This is a genomic window from Ignisphaera sp. (genome assembly GCA_038735125.1).
Lineage (GTDB): Archaea > Thermoproteota > Thermoprotei_A > Sulfolobales > Ignisphaeraceae > Ignisphaera.
This window is the reverse complement of record JAVYNU010000011.1, coordinates 18,769-38,746: the sequence shown is the minus strand read 5'-3', so window position 1 is coordinate 38,746 and position 19,978 is coordinate 18,769. Positions and strand designations below refer to the sequence as shown.

Genomic DNA, 19,978 nt, shown 5'->3' with positions numbered 1-19,978 from the left:
GCGAAATGCCTGTTGTCAGAGCTAGAATAGGTCTTCTAATGGAGATGACTGAGATATCGGACGTTGATAAACTGAGGGATATTCTGTTTAGATTGAAATGCGAAACAGAGGTTGAGGATAGAGATATAGCTGTAGAGGTTCAGAGCGATCGAATAGATATGTTTTCTGTGGAGGGGATAGCAAAGGCCGTTAGAATGTATATGGGATTGGATAGATATTCTGAACCTTCTCTAAGGAACTTCCCATTCAGAGTATTTGTTGAGCCACCTGCAAAAAGACCCTATATAGCTGTTGCTGCTGTAACAAATGTTAAACTCAATGAAGAGAGACTAAAGCTATTAATAGAATTCCAAGAGAGGCTACACACAACATTTGGTAGGGGACGGAAAAAAGTTGCCATAGGTCTTCATGACCTAGACAAATTGCCATCAACAATACTTGTGTACAAAGATGTTGACATAGATAAGACTACCATGATACCTCTGCATGACTATAGAGAGTTTAGGATAAGAGATGTTCTTTCACAAACTGATCAAGGAAAGCTCTATGGCTCTATCTCTTTAAATGGCTCACTACATCCAGCCATATTATCAAACGAAAAGGTCATCTCCTTACCACCTGTAATAAATAGTGATATTACAAGGTTAACAGAGAATAGCAAGAATATCTTAATAGATGTTACTGGAACAGACCTCGACTCTGTCAATAACGTACTAAACACAATAGTACATTCCCTAACATTCTATGGCGGAGAAGTTCTAGGCGCAATAATTAGGTATCCTGATAAAGAGATTGTAACACCAAATATTAGTCCAAGAACAATGGAATTGAATCTAGGGTTTATATCTACGTGGCTAGGTATTGATGCTAGCAAAGATGTGGAGGTGGTGAAAAGAGCCTTAGAGAGAATGGGCTACAATGTAGATAGTGTAGGTAGCAATAGAATGACTATAACAATTCCATACTATAGAATAGACGTTCTACACCCAGTTGATGTCGTAGAGGATATAGTGATAGGCATAGGCTATGAGGAGCTTGGATTTGTAGAGGTTGAACCAAGGCCTATTGTTAGAAGAGGTGTTGACCAAAGAGATGTTGCAAATATTATAAGAGATGTTTTGATTGGACTTGGATTCATAGAGCTAAACACATTGACTCTAATACCTCAATACATTGCAGAGATCCTAGAACTAAAGAATACACCAATAGTTGTTAATGCACCATCGAATGAAATAAACGCTTTGAGAACAACCTTGGCAGAGTCAATAATAAACATTTTGAAAAATTCACAGTATGTTCCACAGCCTGTTAAGGTCTTTGAAATTGGAGAAGTTGTTACAGAATGTAGTGAATGCTACAATAGATGGAAAAACGATTTGAGGGCTTGCTGGGCTATAATGGATAGTGAGACAAGATTTGAGGAGATGCATGCAACGCTATATGCTATTGCTAGAGAGCTTGAATTGGATAAAATGCTTGTTCTAAAACCATGCAGTAGCAATATGTTTATGAGGGGTAGGTGTGCTGATGTATATGTGGGAAACAAGCTAGTTGGTTTTTTGGGGGAGGTAGATCCAGAGAAGCTTGAGAAACTCGAGATACTCTATCCAATTACATTAGCCGAGGTATCTATAAACATATTATACACATTATTAGTAGGTAAATAGCAGAAGGTTTTTCAATATGGATGTAGACACAAGACTTGCGCTCATCAAAAGAAACACCATGGAGATTGTGACCGAGGAGGAGCTTAGAGAAACATTTGAAGAGGGTAAAAGACTTAGAGGATACATAGGTTTTGAGCCAAGTGGCATTAGCCATATTGGCTGGCTTATATGGATGTTCAAATTTAAGGATCTTGTTGATGCAGGTGTTGAAATGATTCTGTTTGCCGCTACATGGCATGCGTGGATAAATGATAAGCTTGGGGGGAATATGGAGCTTATAAGAGCTGCTGCAAAGCATGTTGCAAGGGTTTTAGAGGCTATAGGCGTTAACATGTCAAGGGTGAAGGTGGTTTATGCTGAGGAGCTTGTTGAAAGGGTTGAATACTGGGAGAAGATAATTAGGATAGCTAAGCAAACCAGTTTGAGTAGAGTAAAAAGAGCGTTGACAATAATGGGGAGAAAGGCTAGCGAGGGGGAGCTAGACTTCTCGAAACTCATCTACCCACTCATGCAAGTTGCCGACATATTCCAAATGGATTTGGACATTGCCTTAGGCGGTATGGATCAGAGAAAGGCCCACATGCTCGCAAGAGATGTTGCTGAGAAGCTTGGCTATAAAAAGCCTATAGCAATACACACACCACTTCTACCCTCCTTAAAAGGCTCTACAAAAATGGTCACCTCCATGGAGATTGATGATGCTCTCTCAGAAATTAAAATGAGCAAATCTAAACCTGAAGAAGCAATATTTCTAACAGACGATGACAATATAATAGCTAAAAAGATTAGAGGAGCTTATTGCCCCCCTAGAGAGGTTGAGGCAAATCCTGTAATAGCGATAGCAAGATATATAATATTTGCTCAGGGGAGCAGGAGGTTTGTTATAGAGAGAAAACCTGAGTATGGAGGAACAATAGAGATCTACAGCTATGAAGAGCTTGAAAAGCTGTATAGAGAAGGTGTTCTGCATCCCCTGGATCTGAAAAACGCTGTAGCAAATGAACTTATAAAGATTGTGAGCCCAATTAGATCTGTGTTACAAAGTGAGAAAGAGCTTTGGCTAGATCTCGAAAAAATAAGTCAAAGTATTACAAGATAGGCAGTGAGATGATTTGGTGAAGCACAATGGCAAAATATGTTATTAGAGCTAGGATAGAAGTTGATGGGGAGGTAGAGAAATCAGATATAATTGGCGCTATCTTCGGATTTACAGAGGGAATATTTGGAGAGGAGTTCGATCTCAGAGATCTGCAGGACAAGGGGAGAATAGGTAGAATCAGTGTTGAGATAAAGACTGAAAAAGGCAAAACAGTTGGAGAGATACTGATACCATCAAACCTAGACAGAATAGAGACAGCGCTTCTGGCAGCACTAATAGAGAATGTTGAGAAGGTTGGGCCATACCAAGCAAGGATACAAATCATAGATATTGTTGATGTTCGTGCAGAAAAGCTTAAGAAGATCATGGAAAGAGCAAGTGAGATAGCAAGAAAATACTTTGTCGAGAAAGCCCCTGACATAAAAGAGATTCTAAATAAGATAAGCGAGGGCGTTAGAATAGCAGAGCTCATCTACTATGGGCCTGAGAAACTTCCTGCAGGACCAGACATAGAATCTGCTGACACAATCATAATCGTTGAAGGAAGAGCTGATGTATTAAATATGTTGAGATATGGCTATAGAAATGTGATTGCATTAGAGGGTGCACACGGCTCTAAGGTACCAGAAAGCATAGTTAAGCTAGCAGCTAGGAAAACAGCTATACTTTTTGTTGATGGCGATAGAGCTGGGGAGCTAATAGCTAGGGAGGTCATTAAGATAGCCGACATAGACTATGTGACAAGAGCACCACAAGGCAAAGAAGTCGAGGAACTAACAGGTAAAGAGATAGCCAAGGCATTGAAGAACCTTGTTCCAGCTAAGCAGTTTCTCGAAAGCATAGAGAAGAAGACCGAGGCAGAAGCTAAACCTGTGTCACAGGTAACCGAAGTTGTAACCCCACCACCACAAGTTGTTGCTCCAACACCAGAAGCAGAGATCAAGACCTTGACGCCGACTGTGGTAGCAGAGGCCAAACCTGTTGCAGGCTTTGAGGTGCCTATAAAAATTGTTGAAGAAGGTAAGAAACTGATTGGTACTTTAGAGGCATTACTCTTTGACAGCAATTGGAACGTGATTGAAAGAATTCATGTAAGGGATCTCGTTGAGAGGCTTCAGCAAATGGACTATGGCAAGGTACAGGCAATTGTATTTGATGGTGTGATAACGCAAAGGCTATTGGATACAGCTTCTGAGAAAGGTGTTAAACTTGTTCTCGGTGTTAGAATAGGTAATGTCAGTAAAAAGCCTGATAATGTATTTGTTGTTACATTCCAAGACATCTTTAGCTTAGCATCATAAACCAACTACTTTTTGTAGTCAAACAAAGACTTGCCAGCTCTTCCAATACTTTTCAAATGCTTCTCACTGACACCAAAATACTCTAGAATTCTTAGCACAGCTGGAATTATTTGGTGCTCAATATAATAATCTATGTCTAGATCCCTGGCATCAACAATCATATATGGTTTTGCTCTATCAGATATTTTCCCAGTTCCCTTCACAATCACATATCCTATCTTATCCCCAACCTCAACACTATACCCACTCTTAATAAGATGCTTAGCTGCTGTCACATGCGGTGCTTCAACCTCGTACTCGTTAATAGGCTTTGTGATAGTCTTCCATATAACAAACTTTTGAATATCTATCGCATTTTGAGATGCTAGTTTTCTAATCTTCTCAATCTCATCTTTTACAAACTCTATAGCCTTTCTGTGGTCCATGGTCTTGAGAATTATCTCTGCAACCCTCTCCTGCATCTCCTTGGCTATCTCAGCCCAGTCCCCACGAACAGCCTCAAAACCAACAACATCTATCCTACCATCCTCTGTTAAACCTATATACCTCTTTTTAGCTTCTGTGAAGAACACCCTCTGATAGATTTTATCAATCTTTATCTCTAGTCCAAGCTCTTTCTCGACAACCTCTATGAATTTCTCTACAAAGTCTTTATTATATTTCACAAATAGGGAGTCTGTATCTCCGTATATCACCTCTAGTCCAAGCTCCTTCGCAAAGGCTATGGCCTTTTTAATAGTCTCCCTACCGAAGTCTGCTACAGCTTCTGCACATTCTTTACAATACCACCTAGCCCCTGTCCAAGCCATGTAGCCATAGCAAGCATTTGCAAGAACCTTCAAGGCTCTTTGCCTTGCATCAAGTATTCTATACTCTGGAGATTCTACTGGTAGCTTCTTCATGAGTTCTCTCACACTCTTTCTGGCATTCACTAGAATGTTTAGAGCTGTTTTGAAGAAAGCCTCGCTCTGTTTAGAGAATTTATAGCCTGTTTCAGGGGCTTCGAAACAGTTGTTGCATTCCTCGCCTAGAACAAGCGTGTCAGGCCCAATATTATACTTCATCATTATGCTTGGGTACATGGCTGAGAAGTCTAATACACAAATATTTTCATGAACACCCTTCTTAGGCTCTAAGACTATTGCTCCTCTGTATGGTTCATATTCTTTTTCAACTCTATTAGGTGCCAGCTCTCCCCTTATTCTAGCAATTCTAAGCAAAAACCATTCAAGTCTAAACCCAACACTAGCAGAGCCAACCTGATCCAGTGGAAGACCTGTTATGCTTGAGAGTTGCATAGCAAACGGCAGTATCTTCTCAGCTATGCCATAGGTCGAAACAACATCATCTCTAGCATATTCTAGCAAAACAGACCTGAGATTCTCATCATCCCAATACTTGTAGATCTCATACCAGGGTACATTCCTTCTTTCACTCTTCTTCATAACGCCAAAGTATTCTGCAACCTCGTCAAGAGACTTAACCTTTATTTCAGCTATCTCCTCAGCATAGTCATAAAGATCTACATGTAGCCTCCCAGGAATGGATACATGGCCGTAGACACTCTTAGATGGCTCTACACCCCTTCTCCTAGAAATATCCAGTCTCATACCAAGCTTCCTAGCTCTCTCAACAAGATACGGGAGATCAAAGTTGCTTGAATTATACCCCACAACTATGTCAGGATCATACCTATTCACATACTCTATGAATTCTTGGATTAAACGCCTGTCATCCCTTCCCTGGGCCTGGAGAAGAAGAACCTCGTTATCTGAATTCATAAGAGATATTATTATAACAGGGTCTCTATCGGGCTTGGGAGCACCACGAGGATTATAAACCTCGATGTCTAGAGCCAAGACCTTGAGTTTCGGTGGCATCAATCTACTTTCATCTCTCTCCAAAACCTCTAAAACTTCATACTCTTTGTCAACTCTATACTCCTGCGACCTGGTCTTTTCAACAACTCTAAACCTGTGCCATGTACATGGATATATATCGTTGTCTATAAGATATCTGAGCGAGAATCTTATGTCAGCCTCAACAACCATTCTAACCCCTAGTATCCTAGCAACTTCGCTTCTATAATCCCTTACAAACTCTGGTATAGTAGTCTCTATTCTAAGAGCCTTAACAGGTCTCCCCATAAACCTTTTCTCAACAACATCAATAGATGTTACAGGTGATTTTGGTTTGCTAAGTCTCTTCACAGAAGATTTTATTATATCGAGTTTATCTAGATATGAGTCATCTATTATCGCATAGAAATAAGGCCTAAATCTCCTATCCCTCAACAGAACCCTGTTGCCGTCATCATCAATCCCCCATATCACTATGTGGGGCTCTGATCCAACAACCTCATAACTTGCATCAAGAACATATACACTGATAATCTTTTCACTCATTAGAAAGCCCATTCTATAATAGCTAGATTAAAAAGATTATAAGTTTAGTACACTATTAAAGTAGCTATGCCTTCTTTTGTTCCTGTTGCTTCTGCTCTTGCTCAAGCTTCTTAAGCTCTTCCTCAATCTCCTTCTCTATCTCCTCAATAGGCTTTGGAGGTGGCGTTGTGGCAAGTGTGTAGCCTATCCAGCCAACGACAGCTGCTAGCAAAACAACTGCAAGTGTAATTATTATCTTCATTGTGAGTATGTCGAACGGCGTTAAAAACAGCAAGTAGATTATTAGGACTGCAAGTATTGCAGCTCCTCCAACTAATGCTATTCCAACCATCTTGTCTTTGTTCATCTTAGGCACACCAACTGAATAGACTTTGCTATGGCAACATTAATAAACTTTTTCTCTGTTTCCACTAACCAATGCATTTTTGGATATTTTTCTCTGCTCTAGGTAATATCCCAAGAATAATGTGTTGTAATCTCCACTGATAAACTCTTTGGTGTTCAGAATCTCTATAAGTAGTGGTATCGATGTTTTAATACCACTAATCTCAAAGTTTGATAGTGCGTTAACTAGGTTTTTCCTGGCCTCTTCCCTTGTGCTTCCCCAAGCAATGACCTTTGCTATCATCGGATCATAAAAAGGTGGTATCTCCACCCCTGGCGCAATAGCATGGTCTATTCTAACATTCTTGGTATCTGGAAACCTTACCCATGATATCTTCCCAGGTGATGGAAGCATCTTGTCTGGGTCTTCGGCATAAACCCTAGCCTCTATTGCATGGCCATTAAATTTGTATATATTATCTCTTATTTCTAGCTCCCTTCCCTCAGCTATCTTTATTTGTTGCTCAACAATATCAATCCCTGTTACAGCTTCTGTAACTGGGTGTTCAACTTGTATCCTTTTATTAACCTCAATTAGATAGAAGTTTCCTTTCTCATCTCTGATAAATTCTATGGTGCCTGCATTGACGTATTTGACATGTTTCATAAATTTTATTGCATATTCATATAACTTCTTCCTATGATCATCTGTTATAATGGGCGATGGTGCTTCCTCGATAACTTTCTGATATCTTCTTTGGATGCTACACTCTCTTTCACCAAGAGCAACAACATTTCCATGGGTATCTGCAAGTATTTGAATCTCTATGTGTCTTACCTTTGGAAGAAACTTCTCTATGTAGAGCTTTGAACCTTTAAATGATGTTTCAACCTCTTTTGATGCAATCAGAAAAAGCCTTTCAAGTTCATCTAAATTATTGGCAATTCTAATACCCCTACCACCACCACCCCTATCAGCTTTAATCAAAACAGGAAAGCCAACCTCCTCAGAAATCTTCTTAGCCTCCTCAAGCGTGACAGGAGCTATAGAGCCTGGCACTATCGGAACTCCAATGCTGTGAGCAATTGATCTTACCATGGACTTTGACTCTAAGAGTTCTATCACATTCCATTTTGGGCCAACCCAAATCGCCCCAGAATCCTCAACAGCCTTAGCAAAATTGGCGTTTTCAGATAAGAAGCCATAACCAGGGTGAACAGCATCAGCACCAGCCTTCTTAATAACCGAAACGATTTTATCTATATCTAGATAGCCATAGGGATCGGAACCCAGTGAATAGGCTTCATCAGCAAGCTTAACATGCATAGCATCACTATCAACGCTAGTATAAACAGCTATTGTCTTTATGCCCAATTTTCTGCAAGTTTTGATTATCCTTATCACTATCTCTCCGCGGTTAGCTATCAATAACCTGTTTATTCTGTCAACCATTAGAATAACACACTTTTCTTTTCTTAGCTGTACAAGGGTATTATAAGGCTTGCTAACATGTCACAAGTAATTATTGTGAAGAATTGTGCTGTATCCTAATCGACTTAGCCTCCTCTGCAAAAATAAGCCATACCATAACCATATATCTTTTCCACTATCTACTATATATACTCTCTAGATATTCTTCTCCAAGCTCTGATATCGAATATATCTTCCTCCTTCCATCAACACCAAGAGCCTTCACATACCCTTTATCCAATAGTTTCTTTATATGGCTATATACAGTTTGAAGAGATATTTTATGTCCCATGGCTCGAAGCTTTTTCCATATTTCATATAAATGAATTTGTCGATATTCATAGAGTATCTTCAGAATGTCTATTTGCACCTCACTTATGTAGCCCTCTTTAAAGTTAAGAAATTTTTCTACTCCTCTTCCACCATACTCCAGAACCTTGAAGAGAATGTATGTGTCTTTTGATGGGCTACCGCTAACTATAGCTAGTACCTTATCTCCTCTATCAATAACTCCTAGCTCCACAGCTCTTTTAACCCCTGCCAAACTTGTTGCGCCAACAGGATCTACTAAGAGACCATCATAATAGGCAATTTCGTTTGTTGCTGAATATACTGCTTCTTTATCGACTGTTACAAAAACTCCTTTTTCACTTAGTATCTTATCTAACGTGTCTCTGAGTATGCCGCCGCCCAACTCTGTTAAGAATGATTTTGAAAAGTCTTTGATTTTATCCCCCTCTTCTCCAAGTTTCACAGCCAATATATTAGGTGTTTCAGTTTCTAAATAGATCTCTATTTCTCTTAAGCCCTTTAGAATGGATGTGGCTAGTACACCATCGCCCACAGGTGTGGCAATCCAATCGATTTCGTTTAAAATATTGACAACCTCAAACACAATTGTCCTGTAGCCATCTATGACTGTAGGAGATAGAGGTAGTGATAAGAAACTATTATTTTTGTTCGAGACCCTCATAGCTTTCCTAACAGCATTTGAATAGTCCTCAACCTCAACAACTTTGCCACCCAATATCATTAGCACATATCTCTTCCACTGCTCAATGAAAGCAGGGACATAATGTGTTGTATTAAGGCCGTAGAGTTTAGAATACATTGACAAAGATATAGCGTAGTCACCTGTTGAAGCAGAAACAACATCTTTAAAGCCATTAACATGAGCCACATATGAATCGACAGCCGTTCCCCTATCAATGAACGTCCCACTCGGGTTTCTTGACTCGTTCTTCACTAGCGTCTCAACACCAGTAGTTCTACTGAAGTTGTCAACTCTGATAATTGGTGTCCACGCCTCTCCAATGGTTTTCCCAATAGAATTTGTTGGTAGAACTTCATGAAAACCCCAGACACCAAAGCTCCACCTGTGCTTAGCTTCTTGCAAAACTCTTTTGAATGTGTCTTGTGAAACATTATGCATTACAAATAGTGGTGAGCCGCACTTTGGACATAGCTTAGAGTATATATCGAATTCATAGGCAGATCCACATACAGGGCAGACTAGGTGCAAAATGTGGCACCTAATCTATGTGGTCTATGTAGTATAGAATTTAAGATCCTATTAAATGTGGATAATAAAAAAATATATTATTTTTGAATTGGTTCATGTATTCAACATGTTGCAGGCTTACAAGCTTGTACTAGGGGTTGTGGTAGTTGTTGGTACGTTGCTTGCCATTGTTATTGTCCTCTCAAATGTGACTATCTTTTCGACCTTCCCCTGATCGACATTTACAAATACATAGGCTATGCCAACTTTATTACTTGTTTTTATACTCAGTACAGCCACAGCTTGGCTAGCCCTCAGTGTTACGGTTCCATCGCCTTGGACATATGCTTGGAACACTGGTCTAATCATTGTTACATTGTATCCTTCTGCAAGCAGCCTACTTACATTGGCATCAGATTGAATTATGTTTAATACCTTCTGCTTGTATTCATCGCTAACAACAATGTTTTGCTGAACAGCACCCTTTCTTACTCTAAAGCCAAATGGATTCTGCCATTTTATTTGTATCTGCCATTTGAATGTTTTGTACAATGGAACATTGATAGTTATCGTCTTGTTGCCACATTGACATATACATTTATTCCCATTGTTATTATTACTTGTCTGTGCCTCGACATAGCTTAGTGTTGCTATTCCCACTATCGATGCTATAGCTACTGCCGCTATAGCTATTAGTATGAATCTCTTTGCGTCCACGACTTTCACCTTTATTCGCGGGTCTATTTACCTATGTTGTTTAGCGACTATAAAAGGTATCCTATGGAAAGTTCATGAAATACAATTTTCATAGGATTTGAATTGATAGAAGAGAAACTTACTGGGTCATTCTATATATGTGGAACTTCACGTTTGCTTCATATAGATGCTGCTCTAATTTTTTGATGGCTTCATACCCAACAACTCGTATGTTTGTTGCCCAATTTATATAAGATGGTGTATACTCCTTCATATCAATGTTTATTGCCAGTGCGAACATCCACTCTTGTGCCAGCACAACTGCTATGTAGGTTCCTGAGCTGTATCTCCGGCAAATATAGTCTATAATATCTTGAACAGAGCTAAACTCCGTAGCAATTGATTCTAGAACCCTTCGCTCAACAGCCGGGTATTTGATTGCCGCAGAAGCTACAGTTATTTCTGCAAATCCATCAAGTAACTTCTCATATGTATCAGTAAGCCTGAATCTGTTAACACTTTCCATCTCTACTGTTCTTAAGCCTTTTTCTGTTGCATGTTCTATACCTTTGCTCAACAACTTAAATACCTCATCACAGAGCCTTTGGTATTTCTTATCGATGCAACTGAGCAAAGCTGTGTCTTTTTCTCTATCCATTCTAGCAAAAGCTGTTAAACCACTTTCGCTATATAACCCAAAGAAAAGACTTTTTCCAGCTATCCAAACATATACCCTATATATATTCGCAACCTTTTTCAGCAAACCCTCTTTCACTGATAGAATTATAGATCCATCTACATTATCTATAGGAATCTGTTGTAGAGAGAATAACCTAAGAACGTCGTCTACCGATGTCAGGCTATACTCTTCTGGAATCTTTATCTTCTTCATAGATCCAGACACTTAGCTCCACATAGTTACTTATTTGCTAGCTGGTAAATAAGGTCAGTGGTTAAGAGTTGATGAATTAGTCATTTGCTTCAAGCAATTTAGCTAAGCTGTATATGCAGCTGTTAAATCCCTCGAATCTTAAAAGAAGTTCTTTGAGCTTTGGAGCTTTTCTTCCATTGAGTGTATATCCTCCCAATTTCCCATCAGATTTTATGACTCTGTGGCAGGGTATTGCTATGGGGTTTCTGTTTCTACTTAGTATCTTCGCAACGAGCCTAGGGCTTAATTTTAATACATTTGCAATATCTTTATACGTTGTTACACATCCTATTGGAATCAGCTGAACAAGTACATAAACAGCTTCTTCAATGTCTTTCATATTCCATTTTCTAACAATTACCCTACCCTTATTTATCTCTATAACAATCAATTCTATCTACACAACATCTTTTATGAACTTGCCATTCTCATATATCAAATCCTTGTCTACGTATACCCTTCCTCTCCTCATATCCTTTACCATGTCCCAGTGGATCGAGGACATATTCCTTCCACCAGTTCTTAGATATGCTGAGCCTAGAGCCATGTGCATTGTGCCACCAATCTTCTCATCGAATAGTATCTCTTTCGTGAATCTATTGATGTCATAGTTTAGCCCAAATGCTATTTCGCCCACTCTTCTAGCCCCTTCATCAACTTCAAGCATTTTCCTAAGAAATTCTGCACCTTTTAGAGCATTTGCCTCAACAACCTCTCCCCTCCTAAATACGAGCCTCACTCTCTCAACCTCAACACCACTATACACTGCTGGGAACTCGAACTCTATGAACCCCTCGACACCGTCTTCGTGTGGAGCCGAGAAAACTTCTCCACCAGGCATGTTGTTTCTCCCATCATCGTTTATCCACGTTCTCCCACCAACCTTAGCGAGAAGATCTGTGTTCTCTGACACTATCCTAAGTTCGTCAACCTTAGACAACATATTAGCTATCTTCTCTTGCCATTTGCCCTGCTCAATCCAGGCCCTGACAGGATCGCTCTCATATAGCTTTACAGCTCTATATACAAACTCTTCGAATTCTATGGGCGACATCCCTGCCTCTTGTGCCATGGCATAGGTTGGATAGGGTGCTACAACCCATCTCAGATCCCCAGCAGCATCCCTCTTGGTGAAAATATCTCTAATCTCTCTAATTGCTTTGTATCTCTGTCTAATCTTGTCTGGGTCGACGTTTACCAACGGTTTTGAGTGTTGTGGTGATAGAATTGAGATTCTCACAGCAATTTTCTCAGCAATAAACTTGTCTATAGGCGAAACATATTCGAGGAGCTCCTTGGGGGCATATCTGTAAAACACTTCTGATAGATAATCGTCGTTTATTATAAGCCTCGGATAAGCACCTCTAACAACAGCCTCTCTCCAAATCTCTCTGATAAGAGGCATCGCCTCTACAGAACCATATATAGCGACCTCATCGAATTTCTTTACAGACACACAATAGTCTACAATTAGACGCGCATATTTCTCGATATCTCTCATGTTCACACCCAGCAATGTATACAGTATGTGTTCTTAATTTAAAAGCTTGCAAGGGAATGCAAAAAAGCTATTGAAGGTTCTTGCGCCCCCTCCTAGAGCTGTTCACAAGTTTGGTCAAGGCAATGGCATATCTCGCCAAAATATCCATCACCACATTTACCAGCGGGAATTTGCTAAATGCATTTACAAAGAATTTTATATCGGCTTCGCCAATTATTCGAGCATAAATCGATAAAGCTATGTAAACCAAGACAAATAGTGTGAATCCAACAGCAAGTCTAAACAAGCTTACAAGCCTTGGAATAGGAATATAGAATATTGGGACAACAGCAACTAGCGCTACAGCCGATGCAGCGTATATTCCTATGCTTTCCCTAACATTAACAACCCTCATCACGTATCGCTTAGCATACTGTATAGCTGCTATGGTACCTACAATCGATGATATTAGAAGAGATGTTAGATATCCCCACAGACCAAGGTCAAGAACAATGGTTAGTATATAAGATGTTGCTACAAGAACTATTGAAGATATTATAGATGCCTTCATATTTGCCTTGGTATCTCCAACAGCATTCAGCAAGGCTGGCACGGTAACTCCTCCAAGGCCTGATAACAGGTTTGGCGCAAGCAGTAGGGGGAGATATCGATAGGCAAATAGATATTGAGAGCCGTAGAAAAGGTATATGAGCTCTCTAGAAAATATCATTGCAGCCATAGTAACAGGCACTAAAACAAAGGCTGTGTACCTATTCAATAGATCGAGTAGCTCATCAAGCTTCTGAGACCTTGCATAGAACTGTGTGAAGAGGGGTAAGAGCGATGCAGAGATAGGTGCGGATACAACTGATATGAGCACACTAAAATTGGATATAGCTCTATAACCCCCTATGTCAGTAAGTGGTAGTGTATATGCCAATAAAAGGTTCTGATATATAGAAACTGCTATAGAGACTGTCGACGAAATGTATAGTGGTATGCCATAGCGTAGAAGCTCTACAGTAATACCCCTCACATCCCCAGCTTCATCATTGCCAGACCTGCGCAACAATATTACTAGAAAGGCTGTAGCAGCAACCAGCGAGATTGCATATCCAGCAATATTCCCTAGCAAAGCCCCCATAACACCCATGCCAAATATTGCTAGAAGAGAAATCGATATGACGATCTTCGAAATGCTGTAAACAACTTTTGTTATAGATGCGCCCACAGCCATGTTCATACCAATGAAAATTGCTAAAAACAAGCTGTAGAGACCTTGGAAAAGAGCTACAATGGATGTTACCTTAACATATGGCCCAAGCTCAGCTCTATTAGTAAACATCTGTGCCATCTGTGTTGAAAGCAAAAAGCATAGCGCAAATCCAACTAGGTTTATGCTAAGTCTAAGAAGAAGCGATGCTTTAATAACCCTTACTGCATACCCTCTTCTCTTCTCAGCAAGAAATTTTTGTATGTACCTAGTTGCGGCCGTGTCTATCCCTAGAGACATTAGCGAAACAAGTGAGAGCGGGGGCACCAAAGCTAGAGAAAATGCACCATATCCCTCGCTACCAAGAATCCTAGCAATGAAGAAAGAACCTATTGCTAGTATCAAATTGTATAGAAACTCGCCAAGAAATAGAATAAATGTGTTTCCCGCGGCAAGCCTTAGAGACTCTATTAAATATTCACCGCTATTTCCATCGTCTGTCAATATGTGCATACCCTCAGCAGTTATTCATCTCCTTACCTCGTACAACGCATGCAGAGCCATTTCACATATTATCTCCAGCGCCAGTTTGACAGCGCTTGGATTACCCGGCACAATGAAGACCAAGGAGCTGTTTACAACATAGGCAGAGGCTCTCGATAGATATGCTCTAGCACCAACATCTCTATAGCTCATAGCTCTAAAGAGCTCTCCAAAACCCGGCAGAGCCTTGTCTGCAACAGGCTCGACAGCTTCTACACTAACATCTTTCCTGCTTATGCCAGTCCCCCCAGACACGACAATCACATCGCATCTATTTGCATTGTCTAGAACAACCTTCCTTATATCCCCAATACTATTGCCTATAACCACATAGCCATTTAAAAGAGCCTTTGGGCATAGGCTACCAAGATTCTCTGCTATAGGCCTTATCTCATCGGTTTTCAAGCCTCTTAAAACACTATCGCTTGTGACTATGAAGCATATAGAGAATCTATCAACAAAAAGGTGTTCATGTCCATGCGCACTCAATTCGATCATCCTATATCTGAAACGGTGTTACAAACCACAGCTCCTCTTCGGCTATTTCACGATCCTTGTATATGGATATGTATAGCGCTAGAATTGACATAAGTGTCGAGATCCCTGCAAATGGAAAGACTATTGTGGGGCCGACATTGCCTGCAACATCCTCTCCATCGATGCTGACAGAAAATGTTTTGTACTCGCCTATGCTTGCTACAGGCCACAGCCAATAGTATCCAACGTTAATAACATCGGTTTTTATAGATCCGTTGAAGCTTTTTAGAATGTGATTCGAGTCATACATGGCTGAACCATCAACTGAAAGCCTTATGTTCAGACCATAGTTGGGATCTCTAATTCTACCTGAAAACTGCAACCTAACAACCTCATTGCTTGGATAGCTAGGATTTACAAGCATTCCAGACCATAGAAGCCTGTTAAAGACGATCCTCGGGTTGTCAGTAGATGGAGGCACAGAGTCGCTTGGTGGCGAGAAGAATGCCTGGTCCTCTGACATGATCCCACCATTTTCAACAACCCTTATTGTGTACATGTAGACTCCGCTCATCGATGGGGCTATCAATGTTGCGTATGCTGCTCCGCCAATAACGGCTAGTAGAAGTATTGCAAGAACTGCTTTGAGTGTTCTTCCGAGACCGGGTCTATGCCTCCACTCCATGAAGAATGGCTGGTATAGCGGCTCTACCGTAGCTTCCCTCCTTCTGGCAAAGGGGTATACAAGTGCAATTCCACTCACAAACCCGCCGACATGAGCAAAAAATGCTACGCCACCGAACTTGAGATAGCCGTAGATAACCTGTGTGGCGAACCACAGCAAAAGAAACCACGATGCTGTCATTGTGAAGCACAGAGGTATTATCAGTATTAGATAACAGCCTGACAGCTTTCTTCTTGGATAAAGCATTAGGTATGCTCCAAGCACACCGCTTATGGCTCCAGAGGCTCCGAGAGCTGGGATAACAAGGTTTATGCCACCTCCTATCGGTATGAAGGCTGTGTGGAAAACTATTGCTAGGAGACCAGAGGCGAAATAGAGTATTAGGTACTTTAGGCTGCCCAACCTCTTCTCGACTTCGGAGCCGAAGAAGTATAGAAACCACATGTTGAAGAATATGTGGAATATGTCTGCATGTGTAAACATGCTTGTTATAATTCTATACCATTGAGACGGTGTTTGGAGGAGAACTGGTATGTATGAGAGGGTGTTGACCCATTCATCTGTTGTCTGAGCGAAGAAGTTTTGGTAAGACGTGTATAGGTATACAGCAACGTTTATGGCTACAATGGCTATTGTAGCTACAGGCCTTTTTCTTTGTTCTCCCATCCACATGTACTCATATGACATTATTTTGATGCACCACTACAAAGTCTCCAAGTGTCTAAGCACAGTGTTATCCAGGTTTTATAAAGCTTTGGTATTCACATAGAATCTACTCGTCTAGCTCTGTGGACTAAAACACCTGCTTTGCCCAACGGTATTCCTGTGTCGATAGATATTGGCATACACTTTGCTACTAGAAGGTATATAACCGTTTTGCCGAGGACCCTCTCAACCTCTGTGATATACTCGTAGTTAGCCATACCCTTCGCAACTATCACATTAGCCTCCTCTATAGCTTTTCTTGCCTCCTCCCTCAACTCATCTAAGAAAATACTAGAGGCGTCAGTCCCAGTATCGAGCACAACATCAAAACTTTTATCGAGTTCAGCTACAAAAGCATCTTTTATCGTTACATCGTTTTGGAAGGACCTGCCCTTAACAATGGCGTAAACCTTTGCGCCATTCTCTCTTAGAACATCCGCTAACAGTTTATCAAAAACAGCCTCGCCAGCGTTATCAAGTATCACAACAACATTTTTCGAGTTTAGCAAAATGTCTATAGCTTTGATGAGATCCCCATAGATATCCATCTTCAAAGCCTTTTCAATAATCTCTTCAACCTTTGGAGGGGTGTAATTGAGCACACCAATGTCGAGGAGATTGCCAAGTATAGAAAATCTTATGGCTCTCTCTAACTGCTTGCCAACATCAGCTTCGCTAAAAACAATCTTCTTAACACTATCGTAAAGCTTTAAAGCCTCTTTATGAGAAGCTATTTTCTCATCTAGATAAGGATCATCGCTGCCTAAAACCTTTTTCATAAATCTGAATAGCTTTGTTGCAAGAATAGTTGGTACACAAGGGTATGCTGTCTCTTTTGAACATTCATCGATAAAATCTTTTACAATGCCAATAACATTGCTCATCACAGCTATCTTCTCGTTATTGTTCATGTTCCTCGCTTTCTCCAAATCCCTATAACGAACATTAATTTGACATACCACACACTGTGGATACATCTTCAACTCAAGGCACCTTTTGTGCAGGGCCTTGGCCAAACCTGGATGCGTAGCCTAGTGAGAAGGATAGCCAGATTAAAGAATTTTTATAAAAAGCTTCACGAAATTGCTAAACATATTTATTAAGCCAAAATCTAAAACTTAATCAGATAGCACACCGTGGCGAATTATCCATGAGCTACACTGCATGGATATTTACAATCGGTACAGAGCTTGTTCAGGGAAGAGTTGTAAACACAAACGCTGCTTACATTGGCAGAAGACTTACTTTACTTGGCTTCAACGTCATAGGTGTAATAACCCTTGTTGATGATGTTGAGATTGTCTCGAAATATTTAAGTAGTGTGTTATTGCATGATAGTCCCAGAGTCATAGTAACAACAGGGGGTCTTGGACCAACATACGATGATAGAACTTTGGAAGCCGTTGCAAAAGCTTTGAATAGAAGACTTATTCTAAATGAAGAGGCCTTCAAAGCTGTTAAGGAGAAGTACGATAAGAGGGGCTTGCCACTAACGCCAGAGAGGATTAAAATGGCCTATCTACCAGAGGGTGCAAAGCCAATTCCAAACCCTATTGGAACAGCCCCTGGCAGCTGGATAGAACATGAAAACACCATCATTGTTTCCCTGCCTGGCGTCCCAAATGAGATGATGAGTATGTGGGAGGGCTGGGTTGAGCCAAGGCTAAAAAGCATTGGTCCAAGTATTCACATAGCAGAGATAACTATTAGGTTGGTGGGTGTTCCAGAGGCCTCCTTAGCTCCATTCATCGAGAAAGCCGTTAAGAAATTCGCTAGGATATATGTCAAGTCGCATCCAAGAGGAGAAGAACTTGGCAAGCCAGTTATAGAGCTATATATAATGGCCTCAGATGAGAGCAGTGAAAAAGCTATTAAAATAGCTGAAGATGTTGCAAAATTCATTGCTGACTCTCTTCATCCCTACTCTGCATCTGTTGAGAGGTTGGAGACGAGGGTTTCTTAGCCCACTTCATTAGGGAAGCATGTTTTATTATAGGCTCAACATCGACTGGTTTCCTCTCATCCTTTTTAACGTATAGTTGTTGCGGTGGAGGCTCTATAATCTCCTCAACAACTTTCTTCGTAAAACCGTCTCTTACAGGCTCATAGACATGTTTGTAAAACTTTTGTGGATCGACTAGAATGTGTTTAGGAAACCTTGAGATGTATTTTAGTGTAGCCTCCCAAACAATGTCGAAAGGTGCTATTGCCTCTATTTTTCTAACAACATTTCTATCGAATTCATCTGGTGTTTGAACCCTACCACCAATCATGAAAAAGCCATCACTAGATGTTTCAACGCCATCTTCGATGGGCAGAGATTTGGGAGACCCTTTGGTTGCAAGATCCTCGGGGCCCAGGGTTGTCGGCTCGATTTCCTTTAGCCCCTCTCTTCTCTTGCTATGGGCTTTGAATCTGCCATAATATTTGAGATATGCATAGAAGATAGCTCTGTTCAATCCAAAGCTCTTAGCCTTTTCAAGATCTCCCGTCAGGAGGTAGTATCTGGCAGCCTGGAGAACTGCCATAACATTGAACCTATCTATATCCCCTTCAGCTAAAACTCTCTTGCCAGATCCTATAGCTATTCTATATCTATGTCTCTTCTCTGAGAGAATCTTTATAGCATCTCTAACAAGAGCTTCGGCCTCTCCAGGGCTAAAATATTTCCATGAGTCATCTGTTTTGAAGTTTCTGATGCTAGCCCAGCTTATATCAAATGAATCCATGTTTTTAGCATCTATGACAACAGCGACTAGATCATGCTTTCTGTGGATAGATAGCGGGGCTGTGAAAACTCTTTTGGGGTCTACAAGATTCTCCACCTTGACCTTGCCCCCAGACCTCTGAGCCAACTCAGATATTTTATCCTTCACATTCTCAAGCACATACTCAACAATGGCATAGGCAACATCAACTGGGCTATAGGTATCAAAGATCTCTGGGGGTATTGCCCTCTCATGCAATCTCACATGAGCACCCTCACCACTCCAGACAATGTACAAAGATTTCAGCTGGCCATATCTACTCGTTATAAAGTCGACTATGATTTTTGCAGCATCTATGGCTAGTCTCCAGTTCTCCAAACCCTCAACATCTATATCCCAAAAAGGTGTTGTAGCAGCAATGTTGAGGGGGTTTTCAATGTCTTCTATCGCACCTAACTTGCCGTAAATGTTGAGAGAGGCGTAGACTGTTCTAGGATTCAAGTGCCTATATTTTGTCAGAATATCGAGGAGAGTATTCATGTTGTCGAGCTTCAGAGGTTTTTTACCGAAATATCTAACGAATATTCTGCTATTCTCGACTGCTCCCTCTACCGCAACCCACCTGTCTTTGCAGTAATCAAATATAGTCTCTTTCACTATGGGGTTAGAATAGTGTTTCAATATGTCTCTCAACTCCATAGTCAGAATCCTCAGCTACTACACAATATCTTCTAAAACAGAGTTTTAAGCAGGAGCACAAATTGTTTGCCAC

17 protein-coding genes are annotated in these 19,978 nt (G+C 40.6%); 4 read left to right on the top strand and 13 right to left on the bottom strand.

Annotation, left to right across the window (positions count from 1 at the left end; all coding sequences use genetic code 11):
• Positions 1-5 precede the first annotated feature (5 nt).
• From pheT to dnaG, 3 genes are read left to right on the top strand one after another with little or no spacing between them, the layout of a single operon-like run.
• Entirely contained in the window at positions 6-1,667 is a 1,662-nt protein-coding gene (gene pheT / locus QW284_09450; GenBank protein ID MEM0339890.1) for a phenylalanine--tRNA ligase subunit beta, read from the top strand.
• A gap of 16 nt (positions 1,668-1,683) precedes the next feature.
• Positions 1,684-2,766: a tyrosine--tRNA ligase gene (locus QW284_09445; protein MEM0339889.1), complete on the top strand. Its 1,083-nt coding sequence runs from the start codon at positions 1,684-1,686 to the stop codon at positions 2,764-2,766.
• Between the two features lie 26 nt (positions 2,767-2,792).
• The gene (gene dnaG, locus QW284_09440; protein ID MEM0339888.1) at positions 2,793-4,067 is read left to right on the top strand and encodes a DNA primase DnaG; all 1,275 of its coding nucleotides are present in this window, start codon (positions 2,793-2,795) and stop codon (positions 4,065-4,067) included.
• Positions 4,068-4,072: 5 nt separating this feature from the next.
• Here the strand turns inward: dnaG and QW284_09435 are convergent, their stop codons facing one another.
• From QW284_09435 to QW284_09380, 12 genes are all read right to left on the bottom strand, one after another.
• Positions 4,073-6,472: a DNA polymerase II gene (locus QW284_09435; protein ID MEM0339887.1), complete on the bottom strand. Its 2,400-nt coding sequence runs from the start codon at positions 6,470-6,472 to the stop codon at positions 4,073-4,075.
• 64 nt (positions 6,473-6,536) lie between these two features.
• A complete protein-coding gene (locus tag QW284_09430; protein MEM0339886.1) occupies positions 6,537-6,818 on the bottom strand; it encodes a transcriptional regulator in 282 nt (93 codons plus the stop codon).
• Positions 6,819-6,857: 39 nt separating this feature from the next.
• Positions 6,858-8,249, bottom strand: a complete 1,392-nt coding sequence (locus QW284_09425; protein MEM0339885.1) for a biotin carboxylase N-terminal domain-containing protein — start codon at positions 8,247-8,249, stop codon at positions 6,858-6,860.
• Between the two features lie 154 nt (positions 8,250-8,403).
• The gene (locus QW284_09420) at positions 8,404-9,789 is read right to left on the bottom strand and encodes a pyridoxal-phosphate dependent enzyme (protein MEM0339884.1); all 1,386 of its coding nucleotides are present in this window, start codon (positions 9,787-9,789) and stop codon (positions 8,404-8,406) included.
• 117 nt (positions 9,790-9,906) lie between these two features.
• Positions 9,907-10,485: a hypothetical protein gene (locus tag QW284_09415; protein ID MEM0339883.1), complete on the bottom strand. Its 579-nt coding sequence runs from the start codon at positions 10,483-10,485 to the stop codon at positions 9,907-9,909.
• Between the two features lie 118 nt (positions 10,486-10,603).
• Entirely contained in the window at positions 10,604-11,368 is a 765-nt protein-coding gene (locus QW284_09410) for a hypothetical protein (GenBank protein MEM0339882.1), read from the bottom strand.
• A gap of 64 nt (positions 11,369-11,432) precedes the next feature.
• Positions 11,433-11,786 carry an MGMT family protein gene (locus QW284_09405; GenBank protein ID MEM0339881.1) on the bottom strand — a complete coding sequence of 118 codons (354 nt, stop codon included), beginning with the start codon at positions 11,784-11,786 and terminating at the stop codon, positions 11,433-11,435.
• A gap of 6 nt (positions 11,787-11,792) precedes the next feature.
• Entirely contained in the window at positions 11,793-12,896 is a 1,104-nt protein-coding gene (locus tag QW284_09400; GenBank protein MEM0339880.1) for an aminopeptidase, read from the bottom strand.
• A 67-nt stretch (positions 12,897-12,963) separates the two neighbouring features.
• Positions 12,964-14,601 (bottom strand): oligosaccharide flippase family protein, encoded by a 1,638-nt coding sequence (locus tag QW284_09395; protein ID MEM0339879.1) that lies wholly within the window; start codon positions 14,599-14,601, stop codon positions 12,964-12,966.
• 15 nt (positions 14,602-14,616) lie between these two features.
• Entirely contained in the window at positions 14,617-15,129 is a 513-nt protein-coding gene (locus tag QW284_09390) for a molybdopterin-binding protein (GenBank protein ID MEM0339878.1), read from the bottom strand.
• Position 15,130: 1 nt separating this feature from the next.
• Entirely contained in the window at positions 15,131-16,480 is a 1,350-nt protein-coding gene (locus QW284_09385) for a rhomboid family intramembrane serine protease (protein MEM0339877.1), read from the bottom strand.
• A 74-nt stretch (positions 16,481-16,554) separates the two neighbouring features.
• Positions 16,555-17,475 carry an ARMT1-like domain-containing protein gene (locus QW284_09380; protein MEM0339876.1) on the bottom strand — a complete coding sequence of 307 codons (921 nt, stop codon included), beginning with the start codon at positions 17,473-17,475 and terminating at the stop codon, positions 16,555-16,557.
• 173 nt (positions 17,476-17,648) lie between these two features.
• Between QW284_09380 and QW284_09375 the strand changes: the two genes are divergently transcribed.
• Entirely contained in the window at positions 17,649-18,461 is an 813-nt protein-coding gene (locus tag QW284_09375; GenBank protein ID MEM0339875.1) for a nicotinamide mononucleotide deamidase-related protein, read from the top strand.
• Here the strand turns inward: QW284_09375 and QW284_09370 are convergent.
• Positions 18,397-19,905 (bottom strand): hypothetical protein, encoded by a 1,509-nt coding sequence (locus QW284_09370; protein MEM0339874.1) that lies wholly within the window; start codon positions 19,903-19,905, stop codon positions 18,397-18,399. The two genes, QW284_09375 and QW284_09370, sit on opposite strands and share 65 nt — an antisense overlap.
• Between the last annotated feature and the right edge of the window lie 73 nt (positions 19,906-19,978).

Excerpts from the sequence above, each read along its gene's own strand:
- QW284_09380 (MEM0339876.1), bottom strand. The coding sequence starts at position 17,475 with ATGTATCCACAGTGTGTGGTATGTCAAATTAATGTTCGTTATAGGGAT.
- QW284_09375 (MEM0339875.1), top strand. The coding sequence starts at position 17,649 with ATGAGCTACACTGCATGGATATTTACAATCGGTACAGAGCTTGTTCAG.
- pheT (MEM0339890.1), top strand. The coding sequence starts at position 6 with ATGCCTGTTGTCAGAGCTAGAATAGGTCTTCTAATGGAGATGACTGAG.
- QW284_09400 (MEM0339880.1), bottom strand. The coding sequence starts at position 12,896 with ATGAGAGATATCGAGAAATATGCGCGTCTAATTGTAGACTATTGTGTG.
- QW284_09435 (MEM0339887.1), bottom strand. The coding sequence starts at position 6,472 with ATGAGTGAAAAGATTATCAGTGTATATGTTCTTGATGCAAGTTATGAG.
- QW284_09385 (MEM0339877.1), bottom strand. The coding sequence starts at position 16,480 with ATGTCATATGAGTACATGTGGATGGGAGAACAAAGAAAAAGGCCTGTA.
- dnaG (MEM0339888.1), top strand. The coding sequence starts at position 2,793 with ATGGCAAAATATGTTATTAGAGCTAGGATAGAAGTTGATGGGGAGGTA.
- QW284_09430 (MEM0339886.1), bottom strand. The coding sequence starts at position 6,818 with ATGAACAAAGACAAGATGGTTGGAATAGCATTAGTTGGAGGAGCTGCA.
- QW284_09445 (MEM0339889.1), top strand. The coding sequence starts at position 1,684 with ATGGATGTAGACACAAGACTTGCGCTCATCAAAAGAAACACCATGGAG.
- QW284_09425 (MEM0339885.1), bottom strand. The coding sequence starts at position 8,249 with ATGGTTGACAGAATAAACAGGTTATTGATAGCTAACCGCGGAGAGATA.
- QW284_09370 (MEM0339874.1), bottom strand. The coding sequence starts at position 19,905 with ATGGAGTTGAGAGACATATTGAAACACTATTCTAACCCCATAGTGAAA.
- QW284_09390 (MEM0339878.1), bottom strand. The coding sequence starts at position 15,129 with ATGATCGAATTGAGTGCGCATGGACATGAACACCTTTTTGTTGATAGA.
- QW284_09395 (MEM0339879.1), bottom strand. The coding sequence starts at position 14,601 with ATGCACATATTGACAGACGATGGAAATAGCGGTGAATATTTAATAGAG.